This window comes from Microbacterium sp. 22303, assembly GCF_052045265.1.
In the GTDB taxonomy this organism is placed as follows: Bacteria; Actinomycetota; Actinomycetes; order Actinomycetales; family Microbacteriaceae; genus Microbacterium.
In genome coordinates, this window is the sequence record NZ_JBQEOQ010000002.1 from 50,026 (window position 1) to 71,966 (window position 21,941).

The 21,941-nt window shown below is 71.0% G+C and carries 20 protein-coding genes; 13 read left to right on the forward strand and 7 right to left on the reverse strand.

Annotated features, from left to right (window positions below):
* Window positions 1-8: 8 nt before the first annotated feature.
* From ACTJI8_RS05965 to ACTJI8_RS05975, 3 genes are all read right to left on the reverse strand, one after another.
* Window positions 9-827 (reverse strand): lysophospholipase, encoded by an 819-nt coding sequence (locus ACTJI8_RS05965; protein ID WP_440732504.1) that lies wholly within the window; start codon window positions 825-827, stop codon window positions 9-11.
* A complete protein-coding gene (locus ACTJI8_RS05970) occupies window positions 824-1,414 on the reverse strand; it encodes a PadR family transcriptional regulator (protein WP_440732505.1) in 591 nt (196 codons plus the stop codon). Before ACTJI8_RS05970 ends, ACTJI8_RS05965 begins: the two co-directional genes overlap by 4 nt.
* Before the next feature lie 206 nt (window positions 1,415-1,620).
* Window positions 1,621-3,639 carry an oxidoreductase gene (locus tag ACTJI8_RS05975; RefSeq protein WP_440732506.1) on the reverse strand — a complete coding sequence of 673 codons (2,019 nt, stop codon included), beginning with the start codon at window positions 3,637-3,639 and terminating at the stop codon, window positions 1,621-1,623.
* A gap of 230 nt (window positions 3,640-3,869) precedes the next feature.
* On the opposite strand from ACTJI8_RS05975, the gene ACTJI8_RS05980 reads away from it, so the two are divergent.
* Complete coding sequence (locus tag ACTJI8_RS05980) at window positions 3,870-4,904, forward strand: hypothetical protein (protein ID WP_440732507.1); 1,035 nt, start codon at window positions 3,870-3,872, stop codon at window positions 4,902-4,904.
* Between the two features lie 110 nt (window positions 4,905-5,014).
* Here the strand turns inward: ACTJI8_RS05980 and ACTJI8_RS05985 are convergent, their stop codons facing one another.
* The gene (locus tag ACTJI8_RS05985; protein ID WP_440732508.1) at window positions 5,015-6,535 is read right to left on the reverse strand and encodes an amino acid permease; all 1,521 of its coding nucleotides are present in this window, start codon (window positions 6,533-6,535) and stop codon (window positions 5,015-5,017) included.
* Window positions 6,532-7,923: an alpha/beta hydrolase gene (locus tag ACTJI8_RS05990; protein WP_440732509.1), complete on the reverse strand. Its 1,392-nt coding sequence runs from the start codon at window positions 7,921-7,923 to the stop codon at window positions 6,532-6,534. The genes ACTJI8_RS05985 and ACTJI8_RS05990 overlap by 4 nt, the downstream gene beginning before the upstream one ends.
* A 113-nt stretch (window positions 7,924-8,036) precedes the next feature.
* Between ACTJI8_RS05990 and ACTJI8_RS05995 the strand changes: the two genes are divergently transcribed.
* The 12 genes from ACTJI8_RS05995 (at window position 8,037) to ACTJI8_RS06050 (ending at window position 20,479) form a co-directional block, all read left to right on the forward strand.
* The gene (locus ACTJI8_RS05995; RefSeq protein WP_440732510.1) at window positions 8,037-8,999 is read left to right on the forward strand and encodes a hypothetical protein; all 963 of its coding nucleotides are present in this window, start codon (window positions 8,037-8,039) and stop codon (window positions 8,997-8,999) included.
* A 269-nt stretch (window positions 9,000-9,268) separates the two neighbouring features.
* A complete protein-coding gene (locus tag ACTJI8_RS06000; RefSeq protein ID WP_440732511.1) occupies window positions 9,269-10,990 on the forward strand; it encodes a nitrite/sulfite reductase in 1,722 nt (573 codons plus the stop codon).
* A complete protein-coding gene (locus ACTJI8_RS06005) occupies window positions 10,987-11,733 on the forward strand; it encodes a phosphoadenylyl-sulfate reductase (protein ID WP_440732512.1) in 747 nt (248 codons plus the stop codon). The genes ACTJI8_RS06000 and ACTJI8_RS06005 overlap by 4 nt, the downstream gene beginning before the upstream one ends.
* Window positions 11,730-12,662, forward strand: a complete 933-nt coding sequence (gene cysD / locus ACTJI8_RS06010; RefSeq protein ID WP_440732513.1) for a sulfate adenylyltransferase subunit CysD — start codon at window positions 11,730-11,732, stop codon at window positions 12,660-12,662. The genes ACTJI8_RS06005 and cysD overlap by 4 nt, the downstream gene beginning before the upstream one ends.
* A complete protein-coding gene (locus ACTJI8_RS06015; protein ID WP_440732514.1) occupies window positions 12,662-13,987 on the forward strand; it encodes a sulfate adenylyltransferase subunit 1 in 1,326 nt (441 codons plus the stop codon). Before cysD ends, ACTJI8_RS06015 begins: the two co-directional genes overlap by 1 nt.
* A gap of 110 nt (window positions 13,988-14,097) precedes the next feature.
* Window positions 14,098-15,183 (forward strand): ABC transporter substrate-binding protein, encoded by a 1,086-nt coding sequence (locus tag ACTJI8_RS06020; protein ID WP_440732515.1) that lies wholly within the window; start codon window positions 14,098-14,100, stop codon window positions 15,181-15,183.
* The gene (locus ACTJI8_RS06025; RefSeq protein ID WP_440732516.1) at window positions 15,180-15,980 is read left to right on the forward strand and encodes an ABC transporter ATP-binding protein; all 801 of its coding nucleotides are present in this window, start codon (window positions 15,180-15,182) and stop codon (window positions 15,978-15,980) included. Before ACTJI8_RS06020 ends, ACTJI8_RS06025 begins: the two co-directional genes overlap by 4 nt.
* The gene (locus ACTJI8_RS06030; protein ID WP_440732517.1) at window positions 15,970-16,932 is read left to right on the forward strand and encodes an ABC transporter permease; all 963 of its coding nucleotides are present in this window, start codon (window positions 15,970-15,972) and stop codon (window positions 16,930-16,932) included. The genes ACTJI8_RS06025 and ACTJI8_RS06030 overlap by 11 nt, the downstream gene beginning before the upstream one ends.
* The gene (gene cobA, locus ACTJI8_RS06035) at window positions 16,929-17,750 is read left to right on the forward strand and encodes a uroporphyrinogen-III C-methyltransferase (RefSeq protein ID WP_440732518.1); all 822 of its coding nucleotides are present in this window, start codon (window positions 16,929-16,931) and stop codon (window positions 17,748-17,750) included. The genes ACTJI8_RS06030 and cobA overlap by 4 nt, the downstream gene beginning before the upstream one ends.
* Window positions 17,747-19,234, forward strand: coding sequence for an FAD-dependent oxidoreductase (locus ACTJI8_RS06040; protein WP_440732519.1), 1,488 nt, complete (start codon window positions 17,747-17,749; stop codon window positions 19,232-19,234). The genes cobA and ACTJI8_RS06040 overlap by 4 nt, the downstream gene beginning before the upstream one ends.
* Complete coding sequence (fdxA, locus tag ACTJI8_RS06045) at window positions 19,231-19,560, forward strand: ferredoxin (protein ID WP_440732520.1); 330 nt, start codon at window positions 19,231-19,233, stop codon at window positions 19,558-19,560. Before ACTJI8_RS06040 ends, fdxA begins: the two co-directional genes overlap by 4 nt.
* Window positions 19,553-20,479, forward strand: coding sequence for an NAD(P)/FAD-dependent oxidoreductase (locus ACTJI8_RS06050; protein WP_440732521.1), 927 nt, complete (start codon window positions 19,553-19,555; stop codon window positions 20,477-20,479). The genes fdxA and ACTJI8_RS06050 overlap by 8 nt, the downstream gene beginning before the upstream one ends.
* Before the next feature lie 185 nt (window positions 20,480-20,664).
* Here the strand turns inward: ACTJI8_RS06050 and ACTJI8_RS06055 are convergent, their stop codons facing one another.
* Both ACTJI8_RS06055 and ACTJI8_RS06060 read right to left on the reverse strand, forming a co-directional pair.
* Complete coding sequence (locus tag ACTJI8_RS06055; protein ID WP_440732522.1) at window positions 20,665-21,225, reverse strand: ATP-dependent endonuclease; 561 nt, start codon at window positions 21,223-21,225, stop codon at window positions 20,665-20,667.
* 6 nt (window positions 21,226-21,231) lie between these two features.
* Window positions 21,232-21,774 carry an MOSC domain-containing protein gene (locus tag ACTJI8_RS06060; RefSeq protein WP_440732523.1) on the reverse strand — a complete coding sequence of 181 codons (543 nt, stop codon included), beginning with the start codon at window positions 21,772-21,774 and terminating at the stop codon, window positions 21,232-21,234.
* Window positions 21,775-21,941 lie beyond the last annotated feature (167 nt).

Sequence of the window (21,941 nt, forward strand, 5' to 3'; positions counted from 1 at the left end):
ATGGATGGTCAGCGACGTGTCGGGACGTGCCTGCCGAGGAAGTCGATCACGTCGCCGATCACCTCGTCGCGGTTGGTCTCGTTGAAGATCTCGTGCCGCGCACCGGGATAGCTCTTGCGCGCACCGCCCTGGCCGATGAGGCGGGGCAGCACCGTCGCCGCCAAGGGGTAGGGGGCGATCGGATCGTCCTCTCCGTGCAGCCAGATCGTCGGCAGCGCACCGACGTCGGGGCCGTCGGCGATGTCCTTCAGGGCGACCTCGATCGCGAGCAGCGTCTCGCGCAGGAACGGCCCGTGATACACGTACTCGTCGTCGAGATACGCCTGTCCGGTGGCCGGGTCCCGAGAGAGCCCCTCCGGATCGATTGGCACCTCGGGGATCGGGTCGAGGTTCACCAGACCCATCAGGTCGGGATTGCCGCCGATGAACGGCCCGCTCAGCACCAGGGCAGCCAGAGCGCCGGTGCCTTCGCGCTGCACGTAGCGCGCCGAGATCGCTCCACCCATCGAGTGGCCGATCAGCACGACCGGGAGCTCGGGGTGCGCGTCTGCGGCGAGGCGGATGACGGCATCGAGATCGTGGGCGTAGTCGTCGAAGGTTTCGATGAGCACTCGAGCACCCTCGGAGCGTCCGTGCCCCTGATGGTCGGGCGCGTACACCTCGGCGCCGGCCGAGAGCAGGCGCTCGACGACGTGGTCGTAGCGGCGAGCGTGCTCGCCGTAGCCGTGGGCGATGACGGCGATGAACTGCGGCGCGCCCTGCGTCCAGTGCCACACGGCCACCCGCCCCGCGGTGCCGGCCAGGTCGAGCTGTTCGGGTTCGGTCATGATGTCCCCTTCGGGTCGTGGATCATCGGGTCCTGCGCGATCGGACCCTCGCCGCGCGACGCACTGAGCGTTTCGAGTTGCTCGATCGCCGCATCCGCCCAATCGAGGCGTGCCTTCTGCAGATGCAGCCCCCACTGCAGCACGAGGTACTGGCGTCGGCGGATCTCGGAGAGCGCCCCCTGGAAATCGCGCTTCTCGATCGCCTCGTACTCGGCGAGCTGTCTGGCGTGGATCTCCCGGTGCCTACGGATCTCCGGCAGCAGGTCTCCGCCGAGCGAGGACGAGGCCCGCACGCGGACCATGAGCGAGTCCTTGATGTGCTTCGGATCCTCCGCCGCCGCGATCCAGCGCCGGAGTTCGTCGCGACCCTCCTCGAGGATCGCGTAGGTGCGCTTGCCGCCCCTGCCGCCGCCGTCGGCGACCTCGACGATCAGGCCATCCCGCTCCAGGTCCCTGAGCTCGCGGTAGATCTGCTGGTGCGTGGCCGGCCAGAAGTAGCCGATCGAGCGGTCGAACCGGCGGGCGAGCTCGAGACCGGAGGACGGCCGCTCGTTGAGTGCGGTGAGGATGGCATGAGCGAGAGACATGCGATCAGGATACGAACGGACCCGGCCGGCGGCGCGCTCGTCCATGGCGCGAGGCGCGGGGCGGGTGAGCGCGTTCATGGCGGATCGACCTCTCTGTCGTGGCCCGGCGGGCAGTCCACCGGAAGTCTGAGTGATACTCAGTGTCATTATTGATGGAACCGGGTAGCAGCGATGGTACCGATGTTCCGGCCTTTTTGCAACAAGTTTCATTCAAGATGCGCAGCGAGCTCGACGCCCTGCCTGATCGCCCGCTTCGCGTCGATTCCGGCGGCCTCGTCCGCGCCGCCGATCACGTGATGCCGGAGCCCCCTGGCGCGGAGCTCCGCCACGAGCGCCGCATTCGACTCCTGCCCCGTGCACAGCACGACGGTGTCCGCCTCGATCAGCCGCTCCTCACCGTCGACGGCGATGCGCACGCCGTGCGGCGTCACGGCGAGATAGTCCGCGCCGGCGATCTCTTGCACCCCGCGGCGGCGCAGCTCGGCGCGGTGGATCCACCCGGTCGTCTTGCCCAGTCGCGACCCCAGCCGACCCGGCGAGCGCTGCATCAGCACGACGGACCTCGGCGAGTGCTCCGGGGCGGGCTCGACGAGGCCCCCGCGCCCGCGGCCGCCTTCCGCGATCCCCCACTCGCGCTCGAACGCCCGGAGGTCGTCCTCGCCCGCACGGTGTCCGGGGCGGGTCAGATAGGCGGCGACGTCGTAGCCGATGCCCCCTGCGCCCAGGATCGCGACACGACGACCGACCGGGCGCCCCTCACGCACGACCTGGGCATAGTCGAGCACATGCGGCAGGTCGAGGCCAGGGATGTCCGGGCGGCGCGGCAGGACGCCGGTCGCGACGACGATCCGATCCGCGCCCGCGAGCATCTCGATGTCCACGGCGACGCCGAGGTACAGGGCGATGCCGAGCTCGTCGACGCGATGCCGGTAGTAGCGCAGCGTCTCGTCGAACTCGCTCTTGCCGGGGATGCGGCGCGCGATGTCGAACTGCCCGCCGATGTCCGCCCGCCGCTCGAACAGCTCGACCCGATGACCCCGCTCGGCCGCCGCCACCGCGAATGCGAGGCCGGCGGGCCCCGCCCCCACCACGGCGATGCGCTCCGCCGCGCGCGTCGGTCCGAGCCGGATCAGCGTCTCGTGGGCGGCGCGAGGGTTCACCAGGCAGCTCGTGACCCGGCCGGTCAGGGTGTGGTCGATGCACGCCTGGTTGCAGCCGATGCACGTGTTGATCCGGTGCGCCTCGCCGCGCGCCGCCTTGGCGAGGAGCTCCGGATCCGCGAGGAACGGACGCGCCATCGACACGAGATCGGCGTCCCCCGCGGCGAGCAGGCGCTCCGCGACCTCCGGCGTGTTGATCCGGTTGCTCGCGACCACGGGGATCCCGACCTGTTCCCGCAGGCGTCGCGCCGCCGCGGCGAACGCGGCACGAGGCACGAGGGTCGCGATCGTCGGCACCCGCGACTCGTGCCAGCCGATGCCGGTGTTCAGCAGGTCGACGCCCGCCGCTTCCAGGCCCAGCGCGAGCGAGATCGTCTCATCCTCGGTCGATCCGCCCTCGACGAGGTCGACCGCGGAGAGGCGGAAGGAGAGGATCGCGCCGGCACCGAGCGCGGCTCGGACGGCGCGCACGACGGCGATCGGGAACGTGCGGCGCCGGTCGGGATCTCCGCCCCAGGCGTCGTCGCGATGGTTGGTCGCCGGCGCGAGGAACTCGTTGAGCAGATACCCCTCCGACCCCATGATCTCGACGCCGTCGTATCCGGCCTCGAGGGCGAGCGTCGCCGCGTCGGCGAAGCCGCGGATCACCTCGAGCACCTCGCTGTGCGTCAGCGCGTGCGGCACATGCTCGGCGATCGCCGCCTGCAGCGCACTGGGGGCGACGAGGTCGGGGTGGTGGGCGTAGCGCCCGAAGTGCAGCAGCTGGAGCAGGATCCGGCCGCCCTCGGCGTGCACGGCGTCTGTGATGAGCCGGTGTTCGGCGACGGCAGCCGCGGTCATCACCGCACCGCCCTCCCACGGACGCCCCGCCCGATCGGGCGAGACGCCCCCGGTGACCATGAGCGCGACGCCGTGCCGCGCGCGCTCCGCGTAGAACGCCGCGAGGCGCGCGAAACCGCCGTCGAGCTCCTCGAGCCCCAGATGCATCGACCCCATGAGCACGCGATTCGGCAGCGTCACCGCGCCGACGCGGATCGGGGTGAAGAGCGCGGGATAGGGGTTCATGGTCGACCTCCAATTGCAACAAGTTGCATAATCGTGGTCTTGATCATCTCACGCGCGGGCCGCGTTTCGTCCGCCGGGCTGCGGAAGCCGCATCCGTGCCGCACTCCCCGCCTCGGGCCGGGGATGTTCGCCGGCCGTTCACCCTCCGTCCATCCGCACGCCCCCGTGACTCGGAAGGGTGGACGAGGCGCCGCCCCCGTTCCGGCACGCCCCCGACTAAGGAGCTTCGCATGCACCTCCCCCGCACTCTTGTGGCGGCGACGGCCGCCGCCATCGCGCTCGTCGCCGCGAGCACCGCCCCTGCCCTCGCTGCCGATGCACCCGGCCAGGACAAGGACGGCCACTACTCGTTCGCCGTGATCGGCGATGTCCCCTACGGCACCGCACAGCAGGCGCTGTTCCCGCAGTGGATCCAGGAGATCAACGCTGCGGATCCGGAGATGACGTTCCACGTCGGCGACATCAAGAACGGTTCGACGCGCTGCGACGACGCCCTGTACCAGCAGATCAAGGGTGACTTCGACACCTTCACGAACCCGCTGATCTACACCCCGGGCGACAACGAGTGGACCGACTGCCACCGTGCGAACAACGGGGCGTACAACCCGCTCGAGCGCCTCGCCCACGACCGCTCCGTGTTCTTCGCGAACCCCGGAGTCACCCTCGGGCAGAACCCGGTGAAAGTCGACGCGCAGACCGCGGCCGGGTTCCCTGAGAATGTGTCTCTGCGTCGCCAGGGCGTCGACTTCGCCGCGATCCACGTCGTCGGCAGCAACGACGGCGTCCAGCCGTGGGCCGGCCTCGGTGACACCGTCGCGCGCCCCGAGCAGCTCGCCGCGGAGCAGGCGCGGATGGCGAACGCGATCTCGCTCGTGAAGAGCACGTTCGCGACCGCGAAGCAGAAGCACGACCGCGCCGTCATGGTGCTGCTGCAGGCCGACATGTTCGACCCCACCTACACGCCCTCCTGGTCGGACATCTCGGCCTTCCAGCCGCTCGTGCAGACTCTCGTGGAGCAGTCCAGCGCTTTCGACGGCGAGGTCTACCTCGTCAACGGCGACAGCCACGTCTACAACTCCGACAAGCCGCTCGCGGCCGGATCCCCGTGGCTGACGACCTATGGCGTGACCGGATCCGCCGACAACCTCACGCGCGTGACGGTCGACGGATCTTCGAACAACAAGGACTGGCTGCACGTCACGATCAACCGCCCCGGCGCCGACCACGTGCTGAGCTGGGAGCGCGTGCCGTACCTCGCGCACTGAACCGCGATCCGGAAGAGGGAGGACGCCGCTCGCCGCGCAGCGGGAGCGGCGTTTTCCGTCTCCGGCGTTCGGACGCATCCAACGACCCGGAACCGCGCCGGGGGCGTCCCTCACCGCCCCTCGACCCCCTCCGTCACGGCGGTCGGCTCGAGCATCGCGGCTCCGCCGACCGCGGAGACCGTCTCGACCGCCTCGCCGCCGTCGGGCTCGGTCTCGAGCACCCTCCGACGGAAGATCATCAGCCACGCGAAGTAGACCCCGCCCGCGAGGATCAGCCCGAGCACCACCAGCGCGGGGATGAACGAGGCCGGCGGCGTCACGAGCACGAACAGGACCACGGCCACCCAGATCAGCGCCACGACCGTGACGGGGAGCTCGGCACGGCCCAGGTTGAAGCCGCCCTTCTTCCGGCCCAGCCTCCTGCGCACCACCAGATAGAGCACCACGATCGCGCCGTACATCAGCGCCGGCAGCAGCGTCCCGCTGACGAGCAGCTGGTTCAGGGCGTCGCCCGGAAGCGCGACCATCAGCACGATCCCGATCACCACGATCAGCACGGTCGCAGCGACCGGCGTGCGAGTGCGGGGATTCACCCGGCTCATCAGCCGCGCCGCGGGGAAACGCCGATCTCGTGCCATCGCGAACACCTGGCGCGAGCACGCCGCCATGACCACCATGCCCGCGCCGAAGAACGCGAACGCGATCCCGCCGATCAGGATCCGCTCCCAGACCGGTCCGAGCTGGCCGCGGATGATCGCCGCGACCGGCGACGGATCCGCACTGACGGCCCCCACGTCCTTGATCGAGACCGTGAGCACGATCAGGAAGATCAGCCCGGCGACGCCGGCCGCGATCACCGATCCCACGATCGCCCGCGGGACCGCCCGGAACGGATCCTTGGTCTCCTCCGCCAGGTTGGCCGCCGAATCGAATCCGACCAGCGTCGTGAGGCCCATCAGCGCCCCGGCCATCAGTCCGCCTCCGATCGCGAAGTAGTTCGGATCGCCATTCGACACGCCTTGCGAACCGAGCGTGCCGAGGTCGCCGCCGCCGGTGATCGCCATGACCAGCAGCAGTGCGATCACCAGCACTGCGATGATCCCGAGTTCGACGGCCACCGCGGCCGAGGTGATGAGCCCGAACAGCCTGGTCGAGGCGATCACCAGTGCGGCCTGGACCACCAGGATCACGAGGGTGAGGACCCGGGCCGTGCCCTCGTCGGAAGGCATGCCCAGCAAAGGCATCAGCGCCTGGCTCGCCATGGCGTTGGCCATGGTGACGACCGCGATCGCCAGGTACCAGAAGCTGAGCCAGCCGAAGAACCAGCCGATCTTCGGGTTCGCGAGCCTCGATGCCCACTGGTACGAGGATCCGCTCAGGGCGATTCGCGCCGCGAACTGCGCGACGACGAGGGCGACGAGGGTCTGGCCGACGGCGGCGAGCACCCAGAGCCAGATCCCCACCGGGCCCGCGGTCTGCAGCATCTCGCCGTAGGTGGCGAACACCCCGACCGCCACAGAGATGAACGCGAACGAGACGGCGAACACCTGGAAGCCGCCGAGGGTGCGCTTCAGCTGCGGCTGCTCGCCGACGGGTGGATCCGCAGGAGCGGAAGGATCGGTTCGGGTCATGGTGCGGGCTCCTCGGTGAACGGTGCGACGAAGGCGCCGAGCTGCTTCTGCAGCGCGGTGGAGAAGGGGTGCGCGAGCTGGTCGGCGGGCGTGGACGGGTCCGCCGATCCGACATCGCGGAGGACGTGCACCATGTCCGGCAGCCGCGCGAAGTGCGCGATCCCCGGGCGGAACGCGTCGGACACCGCCCGCACCCCGGAGCCCGGCGCACCGTCGCCGCACGGGGTGTTGAAGTCCTTTGTGCCGCAGGTGATGAGTGTGGGGATCGCGACCTGCGGGGCGAGGCGCTCGGGATCGACGGCGTCATACTCCTTGCCGTACCGGGTGCGATAGGCATGCGTGATCACCATCTGCGCGGGGTCGGCTCCGTAGATGTTCGACGCGATGGTGTCCCGATAGACAGCGGTGAGGCCCGTCGCCGCCGGCAACGGAAGGGGCTCCGGGGCGGGAAAGGGCGGATCCTGCATCCTGATCTGCTCGACGCCGCGCGCCATCCAGCCCTCGAGCGTCACGGCGTCCACGGCGGTCATCGCGCCGCCGGCCACCGCCGCGTCGATCTGCACCGTGAACTGGCGGGCGACGATGTCGAGGATGCGGGTGTACGCCGGTTCGAGCAGGACAAGACCGGCGAGCGGCGGGGCGCCGCGCAGGTCCGTCGCGGCGAGCAGCGCGTCCGCGCCACCCTCGCTGTGCCCCAGGAGCAGGAGGCGGTGCGGGTCGACACCCGGCTGCGCGGCGACGAAGGCGAGTGCGTCGCGGATGGGCTGCACTCGGAGCCGGTCGTAACCGAGGTCGATCATGGCGCCCGGGTCGGCGGCGTAGGCGCCGAGGCCGGTGCTGCCGGTTCCGAGCTTGTCGTACCGCAGCGACGCAACCCCGGCGGCGCTCAGCCGGTCGGCGAGCCACCGGTAGGCCTCGGTAGCGAGGGTTGGTGCGTCGCCGTTGCGGTCCACGGCTCCGGTGCCGACGACGATCACGACCGCCGGTACCGACCTTCCCTCCTCGCCCGGGTTGCTTGGGTCGACCGGGCCGCGGTAGCTGCCGTGATAGGTGACACCGCCGCTGGCGAAGGCCACGTCCCGGTCGGCGGAGATCGCCCGAGGAGTCATCGCGGATCGAGTGGGCCCCCCTGACGCGGGAGTCAGGCACGCCGCGTCGCGAGCGGCCGACTCCGGCCCGTCTCCGACAGCGACGACCAGGCCGATCCCGACTCCTCCGCCCCCGAGCACCAGGACCAGCAGCACCGCCACGACTCTGCGCGACATCTCGCCCCGACGGCGGCGGATACCGCCCAGCAGCACCCCGACGGCCACAGCGACGAGCAGCAGAGCGCCGGCGAGGAAGGGGATCACTCCGGCCGAATGCGGCGCGGCGAGGCAGTCGATCATGGCGGTTCCCCCTCGGATACGATCAATTGTCCTGAACCGTCCAGGCGCCGACAAGTACCGCTTGCGGACTTGTCCGGATACGGACAACAACGTCACGGGTGGGAGAGGACGACATGGGCGACATGGACGACGAGAAGCTGCTCGCGGTGATCTACCGCGGCCGCCCCGCGACGATCGAGGAAGTGGCATCCCTGGCACACCTGGACCAGGGCGAGGCGGCAGCCGCGATCGAGCGGCTGCGCGCCCGAGGGCTGATCGGAGGGCAGGGCAACAATCTGGGCTACCCGCATCCTGCAACCTGGGCAGCCGAAACCGTCGCGGCGCACTCGGCCGACCTGCGCCGCACCGCGCGCATCGTCCTGGGCGACATGGAGCGTATCGTCGCGGACCTGCCGGGGATGCTGCGGCACTGGTCGGTGGGCGAGTCATCGGCGGATCTGGTGCCCGTGCTCGTGCGGCACGGACCGCAGGCGTCGGAGGATTTGTGGTTCGACACCGCACGACACGACGCCGGCGCCCTGCACGCCGTGCTCCCCGACCTCGGTCGCTTCCTGGCGACCGGGGACGACCGCGAGGAGCGGATCGAGCGGTTCGCGCATGCCCTGGCCGGCAAAGAAACGGTGCGCGTGATCATGCCGACCTCAGCCCTCGACGACCCGGCGGCGGTCGAATCGATCCGGATGTACGCCACGGTCGGGGTCGAGTGCCGGCTGCTGGATGACCCGCCGAGCTGGTTCTGGATCGATTCGGATCAGCTCGCCGTGCCCTTCGAGTGGGGCGAGGGACGACCGACGAGCGTGCTCGCCGTGCGCAACAGCGCTCTCGCAGCCATGGCCCTCGACTACTTCGAGGGCCTCTGGCGACACGCCGATCCGGTCACGCCGCCCGGGCACTCCTGGACGCCGCTGCTGCGGCTGATGCGACAGGGCATCACCCAGGAGACGGCGGCGCGGATGCTCGGCATCAACCCGCGCACCGGGCGGCGCCGGATCGCCGCCGCGATGGTGCACTACGAGGTGTCGACCCTCTTCGCCCTCGGCGTGGCCTGGGCCTCCGAGGAGGATCGCAGGCGCTGAACGGCGTCACCCTCGCGTCGCGGATCCGCTCTGATATCCGATTCTCCCTCGGATGAGGGCTAACCGCGCGGGTCAAGTCGTGGAGCCACCACCGCACCGGTCCCGCGCTACTCACCGCACGCCGCAGAACCATCGAGGGCCGCACCGCGGACGCTCCATTGAACAGCATCCTCCCCGGAGGAAACTGGACCATGTCGAACAATGACGCTCCGTGTCGGAGCCGATGACACACACGAGCGCCCGCGCGGATCCGCCCGTAGCTTGTCGGCATGCCTCCCGAAGCGATCGTTCCTGTGCGTGGTGCCCGCACGCGCACCGCCCGCGTGCCCACCAAGCCGCACGGGCAGTGGGCCGTCGACGGCCACGAGCCCCTCAACGGCAACGAGGAGTGGAAGCTCGCCGACGGCGGGCTGAGCGTGCGCGAGCGGATCGAATCGACGTACGCCGCCGGCGGCTTCGCCTCGATCGACCCCACCGACCTGCACGGCCGGTTCCGCTGGTGGGGCCTGTACACGCAGCGCAAGCCCGGGATCGACGGCGGTCGCACGGCGACGCTCAGCCCGGAGGAGCTCGAGGACGAGTACTTCATGCTGCGCGTGCGCATCGACGGCGGCCAGCTCACGACCGAGCAGCTGCGCGTGATCGGCGGCATCTCGACCGAGTTCGCACGCGACAGCGCCGACTTCACCGACCGGCAGAACATTCAGCTGCACTGGATCCGCGTCGAGGACGTGCCGGAGATCTGGCGCCGGCTCGAGGACGTCGATCTCAGCACCACCGAGGCCTGCGGCGACGTGCCCCGCGTGATCCTGGGGTCCCCTGTCGCCGGCATCGCCGCCGATGAGATCATCGATCCGACTCCGCAGATCCTGGAGATCGCGGAGCGGTTCATCGGCGACGAGACGCTCGCCAACCTGCCGCGCAAGTACAAGACCGCGATCACCGGCCACCCCAGCCAGGACGTCGTGCACGAGATCAACGACTGCGCGTTCGTCGCCGTCGAGCACCCCGAGCTCGGCATCGGCTACGACCTCTGGGTCGGCGGCGCGCTCTCCACGGTGCCCCGCCTCGGCGAGCGCCTGGGCGTGTTCGTCAGCCCCGACCGCGTGGCCGAAGTCTGGCACGGCGTCACCCAGATCTTCCGCGACTACGGCTACCGGCGGCTGCGCAACAAGGCCCGGCTGAAGTTCCTGCTCGCCGACTGGGGCACCGAGAAGTTCCGCGAGGTGCTCGAGAGCGAGTACCTGGACAGCCCGCTGCCCGACGGCCCGGCCGCCCCGAAGCCGGTCGGCAAGGGCGATCACGTCGGCGTGCACCTGCAGAAGGACGGCCGCTACTACGTCGGTGCCGCCCCCACGGTCGGCCGGGTCTCCGGCACCGTGCTCACCGGGCTCGCGGACCTCGCCGAGGCGCACGGATCCACCCGGATCCGCACCACGCCGTACCAGAAGGTCCTCGTGCTCGACATCGCCGAGGATCGCGTCGAGTCGCTCGTCGCGGGCCTGTCGAAGCTGGGACTCGAGGCCCGTCCGAGCCTGTTCCGCCGCGCGACCATCGCGTGCACCGGCATCGAGTACTGCAAACTCGCGATCGTCGAGACCAAGGCCAACGCGGCCATCGCGATCGACCAGCTCGAGCAGCGCCTCGGCGCCCTCGAGCCCGAGATCGGCCGCCCGATCACGCTGCACGTGAACGGCTGCCCGAACTCGTGCGCCCGCATCCAGACCGCGGACATCGGCCTGAAGGGCCAGCTCGTCATGATCGACGGCGAGCAGGTTCCCGGCTACCAGGTGCACCTCGGCGGCGGGCTCGCCAATCCCGACCGCGAGGAGGCGGGCCTGGGCCGCACCGTGCGCGGCCTGAAGGTGCCGGCCGACGGGATCGCGGACTACGCCGAACGGGTGATCCGCCGCTACCTCGCCGACCGTGCCGGCGCCGACGAGACCTTCGCGACCTGGGCGCACCGCGCGGACGAGGAGGCGCTGCAGTGAGCACCGTCGTGGACCTCGAACTGCGCCCGGCCCGTCGCTCGCCCGACGAGCTGCGCGCCCTCGCCGAGCGCGGCGCGGCAGAGCTGCGCAGCGGATCCGCCGATGAGGCCTCGCCCGCCGAGGTCGTCGCCTGGGTCGCCGCGAACGTCTCCCCGCGCCTGGCCGCCGTCGCCTGCTCGATGGCGGACGCCGCGCTGCCGCATCTCGTGGCCGAGGCGATCCCCGGCGTCGACGTGCTGTTCCTCGACACGGGCTACCACTTCCTCGAGACGACGTTCACGCGCGACGAGGTCGCCCGCACGCTCGACGTGCGCATCGTCGATGTGAAGCCCGCGCAGACCGTGCGCGAGCAGGACGCCGAGTTCGGCAAAGACCTGTTCGCACGGGATCCCGCCCTCTGCTGCGAGATGCGCAAGGTCGCCCCGCTGCACCAGGCCCTCGGCGGCTACGAGGTGTGGTTCACCGGCGTGCGCCGCGAGGAGGCGCCCACCCGGGCGAACACGCCCCTGATCACCTTCGACGAGCGCAACGGGCTCATCAAGGTGAACCCCGTCGCGGCGTGGTCGTTCGACGACCTCATCGCCTACGCCACCGCGAACGACGTGGTGGTGAACCCCCTCGTCGCGAACGGATACCCCTCGATCGGCTGCGCGCCCTGCACCAAGCCCGTCGCCGCCGGCGAAGACCCCCGCTCCGGCCGCTGGGCCGGACTCGCCAAGACCGAATGCGGACTCCACGTATGAGCATCATCGACACCCTGCCCTCGCGCACCGACGCGGGCGCCCTCACCGGCCTCGACCTGCTCGAGGCCGAGGCGATCCACATCATCCGCGAGGTCGTGGCCGAGTTCGAGCGCCCCGTGCTGCTGTTCTCCGGCGGCAAGGACTCCGTGCTCGTGCTGCACCTCGCCGCTCGCGCCTTCGCGCCGGGCCGGATCCCCTTCCCCGTGCTGCACGTCGACACCGGGCACAACTTCGACGAGGTCATCCGGTTCCGTGACGAGACCGTCGAGCGCCTGGGCCTGAAGCTCGAGGTCGCCCGCGTGCAGGACTACATCGACGACGGCCGCCTCGCCGAGCGACCCGACGGCACCCGCAACGTGCTGCAGACCCAGCCGCTGCTCGACGCGATCACCGCGGGCAAGCACGACGCCGTCTTCGGCGGCGCCCGCCGTGACGAGGACAAGGCACGTGCGAAGGAGCGCATCATCTCGCTGCGCGACGAGTTCGGGCAGTGGGATCCGCGCAACCAGCGCCCCGAGCTGTGGAGCCTGTACAACGGCCGGCACACGCCGGGCAAGCACGTGCGCGCGTTCCCGATCTCGAACTGGACCGAGCTGGACGTCTGGCGCTACATCGCCCGCGAGCAGATCGCCCTGCCGCCGCTGTACCTGGCCCACGAGCGCGAGGTCTTCCGCCGCGACGGCATGTGGTGGGCCGTGAACGAGTTCGCCCAGCCCCGCGAGGGCGAGCAGGTCGAGCGCCGCGTGGTCCGCTACCGCACGGTCGGAGATGCGAGCTGCACCGGCGCCGTCGAATCCGACGCCGCCACGGTCGACCAGGTGGTCGCCGAGGTGGCCCGCTCCACCCTCACCGAGCGCGGCGCCACGCGCGCCGACGACCGCATCAGCGAGGCCGCCATGGAGGACCGCAAGAAGAACGGATACTTCTGATGAGCACGATCGAGACCGCCCCGGCGCTGCTCCGCGACACCACCCTGTTCCGCTTCGCGACCGCCGGATCCGTCGACGACGGCAAGTCGACCCTGGTCGGCCGGCTGCTGCACGACGCGAAGGCGATCCTCGCCGACCAGCTCGAGCAGGTGGCCCGCACCTCCGCCGACCGCGGCTTCGCGCACGGCGAGTTCGACTTCGCGCTGCTCACCGACGGGCTGCGCGCCGAGCGCGAGCAGGGCATCACGATCGACGTCGCCTATCGCTACTTCGCCACCGATGCGCGCAGCTTCATCCTCGCCGACTGCCCCGGACACGTGCAGTACACCCGCAACATGGTCACCGGGTCCGCGACCGCCGACGCGGTGGTCGTGCTGATCGACGCGCGCAAGGGCGTCGTCGAGCAGACCCGCCGCCACCTCGCCGTGGTGTCACTGCTGCGCGTGCCGCACGTCGTGATCGCGGTGAACAAGATCGACCTCACCGGCTTCGACGAGGAGCGGTTCCGCGCGGTCGAGGAGCAGGCGCTCGCGGTCGCGGCCGAGCTCGGCCTCATCGACACGCATGTGATCCCGGTCTCGGCGCTCGAGGGCGACAACATCGTGGATCGGTCCGTGCGCACCGGATGGTACGACGGCCCCACCCTGCGCGAGCTGCTGGAGACCCTTCCCGCGCGCCAGGCCGAGGAGGACGCCGCGTTCCGCCTGCCAGTGCAGACCGTGATCCGTCCGCAGGGCGGCATCTCGGCGCTGATCGACGACGCCGAGGCCGACGAGCTGCGCGACTACCGCGGCTTCGCCGGGCGGGTGTCGAGCGGATCCGTCCGCGTCGGCGACCGCGTGCAGGTGTTCCCCGGCGGATACGAGACGACCGTCACCGGGATCCGCGTCGCGGGGCGGGTCGCGGAGGCCGCGCACACCGCGCAGTCGATCGCGGTGACCCTCGCGGACGAGGTGGACGCCGCCCGCGGCGCCCTCATCGCGACCGCCGGCACCGTGCCGGACGGGCACGCGGAGGCCGAGGTCGAGATCTTCCAGCTCGACGTGCGGCCGATCGCCCCGGGCGCCCGCGTGCTCGCCAAGCACGGCACCGCCACGGTGCAGGCGATCGTGACCGAGGTGCTCTCGCGCCGCGACCTGGACACGCTCGCCCTCGAAGACGCCGCAGAACTGGCTGTGAACGAGATCGGCCGCGTGCGGATCCGCTTCGCGTCGCCGCTCCCCCTCGAGCCCTATGCCGATGACCGGGAGGGCGGCGCCCTGCTGCTCATCCACCCGGTCGACGGAGCGACGCTGGCTGCCGCCACGGTCGTCGCGGCCGGCTGACCACGCCCCGGTCCCTGAGCCTGTCGAAGGGACCAGCCCCGAATCACGGTCATTTCGACAGGCTCAATGACCGGCTTGACCCCACCAGAAGACGCCCTAAGGAGGCGACAGTGAATCGCAAGACCCGCATCAGCACGGCCCTCACCTCTCTCGGACTCGCGATGGCGATGCTCGCCGGCTGCGCCTCCGGCCAGGCTGCGGCCTCCGGCCCGTCGGCCTCCCCGACGCACGACGACCTCGCGGAGCTGCACCTGGGCTACTTCGCCACGGTCACGCACACCCCGGCCCTGGTCGGCCTGCAGGAGGGCCTGATCCAGAAGGAGCTCGGCGCGACCCAGCTCAAGACCGAGGTGTTCAACGCCGGCCCCGCGGCCATCGAGGCGCTCACCGCGGGTGCGATCGACGCGGCCTACATCGGCCCGAACCCGGCGATCAACTCGTTCATCAAATCGGGCGGCGCCTCCGTGCGCGTGATCGCCGGAGCGACCAGCGGCGGCGCGGCCCTCGTGGTGCGCGACGGCATCACCAGCGCCGACGACCTCAAGGGCAAGACGCTCGCCACCCCGCAGCTCGGCAACACGCAGGACGTGGCACTGCGCACCTGGCTCTCCTCGAAGGGGCTGAAGACCAGCGTCACGGGCGGCGGCGATGTGAACATCACGCCGACCGAGAACGCTCAGACCCTGACGCTCTTCAAGAACGGACAGGTCGACGGCGCCTGGGTTCCGGAGCCGTGGGCCTCGCGTCTGGTCGTCGAGGCCGGCGGGCACGTCCTGCAGGACGAGCGCGACCTGTGGCCCGACGGAACCTTCCCGACCACGGTGCTGCTGGTCAGCAAGGACTTCGCCGACAAGCACCCCGGCGCCGTGAAGGAGCTGGTGGCGGGTCACCTCGACTCCCTGGACTGGATCGCGAAGCACAAGACCGAGCTGCCCGGCGCGGTCAACGACGCGCTCAAGGCCGCGACCGGCAAGCCGCTCTCGGACGCGGTGCTGACCAAGGCGCTCAGCACGGTGTCGTTCTCGGCCGATCCGAACGCGAAGGCGTTCGCGACCCTGGTCAAGAACGGCGTCACCGCCGGTACGCAGACGAAGGGCTCGATCGACGGCCTGTTCGATCTCGCGGCGCTGAACGCCGCCCTGAAGGAGCGCGGCGAGAAGGCCGTGAGCGACGGCGGGCTGGGAACGAAGAAATGACCGCCCCGCTCGCGCCGAGCTTCGACGGGGTCACCCCGGTCCTGCCCGCACCGGATCCGGTGGATCCGGCCGTGCGCCTCGCGCATGTGACCAAGCGGTACGGATCCGGCCCCGTCGTGCTCGACGACATCTCCCTGGACATCCTGCCGGGAGAGTTCGTCTGCCTGCTCGGCGCGAGCGGCTGCGGCAAGTCCACCCTGCTGAACCTCATCGCGGGCCTCGAGCCGCTGAGCTCGGGCTCGCTGACGGCTCCGGACGAGGGCGCCGCCGTGATGTTCCAGGATGCGGCACTCATGCCGTGGCTGAGCGCCCGGCGCAACGTCGAACTCGCCCTGCGTCTGCGCGGGGTGCCGCGCGCGGAGCGGCGGGCGGAGGCGCTGCGCCTGCTCGGGATCGTGAACCTCGCGGACGCCGCGGACAAGCGCCCGCACGAGCTCTCCGGCGGCATGCGGCAACGTGTCGCGCTCGCCCGCGCCCTGGCCCAGGACCGGCCGGTGCTGCTCATGGACGAGCCGTTCGCCGCGCTCGACGCGATCACCCGCGACCTGTTGCACGAGGTGCTGGAGAACGTGTGGCGCGAAACAGGCCGCACGATCGTGTTCGTGACCCACAACGTGCGCGAGGCCGCCCGCCTCGGCGAGCGCGTCGTGCTGCTCGGCAGCCGCCCCGGCCGGATCTCGCGCGAATGGCGCGTCGCACGCACCCGCGGCCGTCGTATCGAGTCGCCCGAGGTGTCGGCGCTGGCCGCCGAGATCACCGTCGAGCTGCGGAAGGAGATCCGCCGCAATGCCTCTTGACAAGATCATCCCGGTCGCTGAGCCTGTCGAAGCGACATCCCTGGGGGCGGGGCAGGTCCCTTCGACAAGCTCAGGGACCGGACGACGCACCGACGACGACCTCGCCCGTCTCGAAGCGGGCCTGGACCGGCTGCAGACCGCCGAGGCCGGCTCCGTCTCCCCCACCCGCGAGCGCCTGCGCGCCATCCTGCCGCCGGTGGGTCTGCTGGTGCTGCTGCTCGCCGCCTGGCAGCTGTACATCGTCATCGCGAACCCCCGGCCCGACAAGGCGCCGAGCCCCCTGCAGGTGCTGGGCGCGCTCGGAGACGCCTGGCAGGCGGGCCGCCTGCAGGAGGCTGTGCTCACGAGCCTCGAGCGCGGCGGCATCGGCTTCGTCATCGCGATCGTCGTCGGCACGCCGATCGGCCTGCTGCTGGCTGAGTGGAAGCTGCTGCGCCGTGCCGCCGGACCCCTGATCTCGGGGCTGCAGGTGCTGCCGTCCGTGGCCTGGGTGCCCGCCGCGATCATCTGGTTCGGCCTGTCCGATGCGACCGTGTACTTCGTGATCCTCATGGGCGCGATCCCCTCGATCGTGAACGGACTGCTCTCCGGAATCGACCAGGTGCAGCCGCAGCTGCGCCGTGTGGGCACCGTGCTCGGCGCGAACCGCTGGCAGGCCGCCACCGCGATCGTGCTGCCGGCTGCTCTGCCCGGCTACCTCGCCGGCCTCAAGCAGGGCTGGGCGTTCTCCTGGCGGTCACTGATGGCGGCGGAGATCATCGCGACCGGCGGATCCATCGGCTTCGGACTCGGATCCATGCTCGACCAGTCCCGTCAGCTCGCCGACCTGCCGGGCGTGCTCGCGACCATCATCCTGATCCTGGCGATCGGCATCCTGATCGAGCTGGTGCTGTTCGCCCCGCTGGAGCGGGCCGTGCTGCGCCGCCGCGGACTTCTGCTCGGAGGCGCATGATGACCAACGGAACCGTCACCCTCGTCGGGGCCGGCCCCGGCGACGCCGGCCTGCTCACGATCCGTGGACTGCGCGCCCTCGAGCGCGCCGATGTGATCGTCGCCGATCGTCTGGGTGCGCGCGCCGTGCTCGACCAGCTCGCCGCGGAGGGCACAGTCCTCACCGCCGAAGTGATCGATGTGGGCAAGACCCCCGGCCACCACCCCGTGCCCCAGCACGAGATCAACGCTCTGCTGGTGCGGCACGCGCGTGCCGGGCGCGAGGTCGTGCGCCTCAAGGGCGGAGACCCGTTCGTGCTCGGCCGCGGCCGCGAGGAGGCCCTCTACTGCGAGGCCGAGGGCATCGCGGTACAGGTCGTGCCGGGCATCACCAGCGCGATCTCGGTGCCCGCCGTCGCCGGCATCCCGCTCACCCACCGCGGCGTCGCCACGGCCTTCACCGTCGCGAGCGCGCACGATCCGATCGAGCAGCTGCCGGGCGGATCCGACCACACGGTCGTGCTGCTCATGGGCATCGGCACGCTCGCGCACACCGCAGGGATCCTCGCCCGGGGTGACCGCGGCGCCGACTGCCCCGTCGCGATCGTCGAGGACGGCTACGGCCCCGGCGAGCGCGTCACGATCGGCACGCTCGGCACGATCGCCGCCGTCGCCGCGGTGCGTCAGGTGCGCAACCCCGCCGTCGTCGTCGTGGGCGACGTGGTGCGGCTGAGCCCGCACGCCTCGCCCTCGCAGACCGAGGCCGCCCTGCTCGAGAAGCTCCTCTCCTCCACCCGATCCGACTCCGCCCGATCCGACCGAAAGACCCTGCAGCCGTGACCGCTCTGAACTCCTCCGCCCCGCTCCGCGTCGCGATCGTCGGCGCGGGCCCTGCCGGGATCTACGCCGGCAACATCCTCGCGAACGCCGTCGCCGCCCGCGCGAACGGCTCGTCCGTCGGCGCCGCCGGCGACACGTTCGGCACCGTCGGCGCAGCCGGCGACACGTTCAGCACCGTCGAGATCGACCTGTTCGAGTCGCTGCCCGCGCCGTACGGGCTGATCCGCTACGGCGTCGCCCCCGACCACCCCCGCATCAAGGGCATCGTGAACTCGCTGCACGAGATGCTCGACGCTCAGGGCGTCGATGCCGAGCGTCGCACGATCCGCTTCCTCGGCAACATCGAGGTCGGCCGCGACGTGTCCCTCGACGAGCTGCAGGCCCGCTACCACGCCGTGGTGCTCGCGACCGGTGCGATCCGCGACGCCGCCCTGCGCATCCCCGGCGTCGAGCTGCCCGGATCCTACGGCGCCGCCGACTTCGTCTCCTGGTTCGACGGCCACCCCGATGTGCCGCGCACCTGGCCGCTCGTGGACGAGCAGGTCGCGGTGATCGGCAACGGCAACGTCGCGCTCGACGTCGCCCGCATCCTCGCGAAGCTGCCGGAGAACCTGCGCAGCACCGAGGTGCCCGACAACGTGCTCGCGGGACTCGAGGCGTCCGCCGTCACCGACGTGCACGTGTTCGGCCGCCGCGGGCCCGCCGACATCAAGTTCACCCCGATCGAGCTGCGTGAGCTGGGCGAGGTCGCCGGAGTCGACATCCTCGTCGATGACGCGGACTTCGAGGGCGTGGATCCGGCCGCCGCGCCCAACAACCAGCTGAAGATCATGCTGCGCACGCTGAACGCCTGGCGCGACCGTCCCGAGAACCGGGGCGAATCGACCGGCGCCCGCCGCCGGCTGCACCTGCACTTCTGGCACGCGCCGGTGGCGATCATCGGATCCGATCGCGTCGAGAAGGTGCGCTTCGAGCGCACCGCTCCGGCCGAGGACGGATCCGTCTCGGGCACCGGCGAGTTCGTCGAGTACCCGATCACCGCGGTGTACCGAGCCGTCGGCTACTTCGGCTCGCCGATCGTCGACGCCCCCTTCGACGCCCAGCGCGGCGTGGTGCCGAACGAGGGCGGCCGCGTCGACGGCACGCCGGGGCTGTACGCGACCGGCTGGATCAAGCGCGGTCCGGTGGGCCTCATCGGGCACACCAAGTCCGATGCAACCGAGACCATCGCGAACCTGCTCGAGGACGCCGAGGCCGGTCGGCTCGTCGCCCCCACCGAGTCCGCCGACGTGCTGGAACTCCTCGCCGAGCGCGAGGTCGAGGTGACCACGTGGGACGGGTGGCTCGAGCTCGACGCGCACGAGCGCGCTCTGGGGGCCGCACACCAGCACACGCGCGAGCGGGTCAAGGTCGTGCCGCGCGAGGAGCAGGTGGAGATCTCGCGCCGCTCTGCGCTCTCCGGCACCGGAGCGCTCGCCCGATGACCTACGTGATCGCGCTGCCCTGCGTGGATGTGAAGGACCGCGCGTGCATCGACGAATGCCCCGTGGACTGCATCTACGAGGGCGAGCGCTCCCTCTACATCCACCCCGACGAGTGCGTCGACTGCGGCGCCTGCGAGCCGGTCTGCCCCGTCGAGGCGATCTACTACGAAGACGACCTCCCCGACGAGTGGACGGACTACTACAAGGCCAACGTGGAGTTCTTCGACGAGATCGGATCCCCGGGCGGCGCCGCCAAGGTTGGTCCCTATGCGTTCGACCACCCCGTCGTCGCCGCTCTCCCGCCGCAGGGTGACGGGCATGACTGACGACGTCTACGACGTGCTCATCGTGGGCGGAGGGCCGGCCGGGCTCTCTGCCGCACTGAACCTCGCGCGCTCTCTGGCGCGCGTGCTCGTCGTCGACGCGGACCGACCGCGCAACGCCGCGACCCTCATCTCGCACGGTTTCCTCACCCGGGATGGGATCCCCCCGCACGAGCTGCGGCGGATCGCGCGCGAAGAGCTCGCCGCCTACCCGAACGTCACGATCCGCACCCGCGAGCGGGTGTTCCAGATCGAGGCCGACGGATCCGGGTTCGTCGCCGAGATCGGCCGACGCGCCCCCGAGGTACGGATCGCCGCACACCGCGTGCTCCTCGCCACGGGCCTGCGCGAGACGCTGCCCGAGGTGCCGAACCTGCGCGGGTTCTACGGCGTGAGCCTGTTCAGCTGCGCGGCGTGCGACGCCTGGGAGCTGCAGGACCGCCCCCTCGCCCTCATCGGCGAGACGCCGGACCTCGCCGCCCGAGCCCGGCTCATCGCGCGGTGGACGAAGGAGCTCACGGTCTTCACGAACGGCGCCGACACCGTCGACACCGCGGAGGAGGCCGAGCTCGCGGCCGCCGGGATCGCGGTCGAACGCAGCCCGATCGCCGAGCTGTACGGAGAGCGCGGGGCGCTCACCGGCATCCGCCTCGCCGACGGATCCATGCACGCGGTCGAAGGTGGCTTCGTGCGCCCCGAATGGGAGACCGACCTCTCGTTCCTGCCCGCACTCGCGCCCGATCTCGACGCGCACGGTCACCTCGCCGCCGACCGCGCGGGCCGCACCAGCGTGCCCGGACTCTACGCCGCGGGCGACGTCGCCTCGCCCGGTCCGCAGCAGCTCATCGTGGCCGCCGGTGCCGGGGCGCGGGTGGCCGCGGTGATGATCCACGACTCGATCGGCGTCGCCACGGCCCACTGACCCGGCGCGTGGCGGGCCGGCCCGGGGCGCGGCTCCGCAGGAGAAATGCAGGTCTGCAGGACGGAATCCGCGAATCCGTCCTTGGAACGTGCATCCGTCCTGCAGAAGCGCCCGCTCCAGAAGCGTCCGCGTCCGCCCGCCCGCAGATCCACCGGATCCGGTCGGTCATCCGCGGCTTCACGGCGTCAGGCCCGCGCCACGACCTCCGCGACCGCGTCGAGCAGCGCCACGAGCGGACCCGGGATCCGATCGATCGGGAGAGCCGCGACGACATCGGCCGCGAACCGCGTCTTGCGGCCGCTCGCGGTGCCGGCGAAGCGGTGCAGCTGCGCCTCGATCGAGCGGACCCGCTGTGCGGGCTGACCCTGGAACACCCGGAACAGCGCGAGCTCGCCACGCGTCGCCAGCGTCTCCAGCACCAGATCGGATCCGGCAGCGCGGATCACCTCGTCCTCGAGGTCCCGATCGCAGCCGAAGAAGCCGACGCGCGTCACGGCGGCCGGGTCCGTCTCGCCGTCGGGCAGCAGCCCCACTGCGATGAGGGCGCCCAGCACGTAGCGCAGCTCGGCCGCGTCGTAGAGGCCGAGCACCGGCACCGCCGGATCCCGCCGGGCGAGCCGGGAGCGCAGATTCGTGATGCCACCGAGCGAGACCACCTCCGCCCGGACACCGTCGCCGCGCAGCTCTGCCGCGGCGATCAGGGCCAGCCTGTCGCTGTCCCCCTCCACGAGCACTACGGGCAGCACGGGCGATCAGACCCGGGTCAGTGGAAAGTGCGGCGGGGACGGCAATTCGACCTCGATCACATCTCCGGGGACCACGGATCCACCGCGTGAGACGATGCCCATCACCCCGGCCAGCCGCACCACGGAGCCCTCACCGTCGGCATGCACGAGCCGCTTCAGCAGCCCGGACCGGAAGTCGTTGATCTGCTGGCACGGATTGCGCAACCCGGTCACGGTGACCACCGCTTCGGATCCGATGTGCAGCCTCGTCCCGACCGGCAGAGCCAGCAGATCCACATCGCCGGTCGTGATGTTCTCGCCCAGCTGCCCCGACGCCACCTCGTAGCCCGCCGCACCCAGGTCGCCGAAGAGCTCCTCATGGATCAAGTGCACCTGACGGAGGTTCGGCTGCGAGGGATCCACGGCGACCCGCGAGCGGTGCTGCACCGTGGGACCGGCGTGGGCATCGCCGGCGACCCCCACGCCCTCGACCAGTGCGATCTCGCCCTGCGTGGATTTGCTGAACCCGTGCACCGGGCTGGTAGAAACCGCGACCACTCGACCCGTCATGGGTTCATCGTGCCACGGGCGCCTCACCGCTGAGGCGCGGTCCGGCGTCTCGAACTCAGTCGATTCTGCCCGCTACGCCGCATCAGGCACTCGAATCAACCGGATCGACTGAGTTCGGAACGGAGTCCACCGACCAGAAGTGAGCCGACAGGACCGCGGATCGCGCA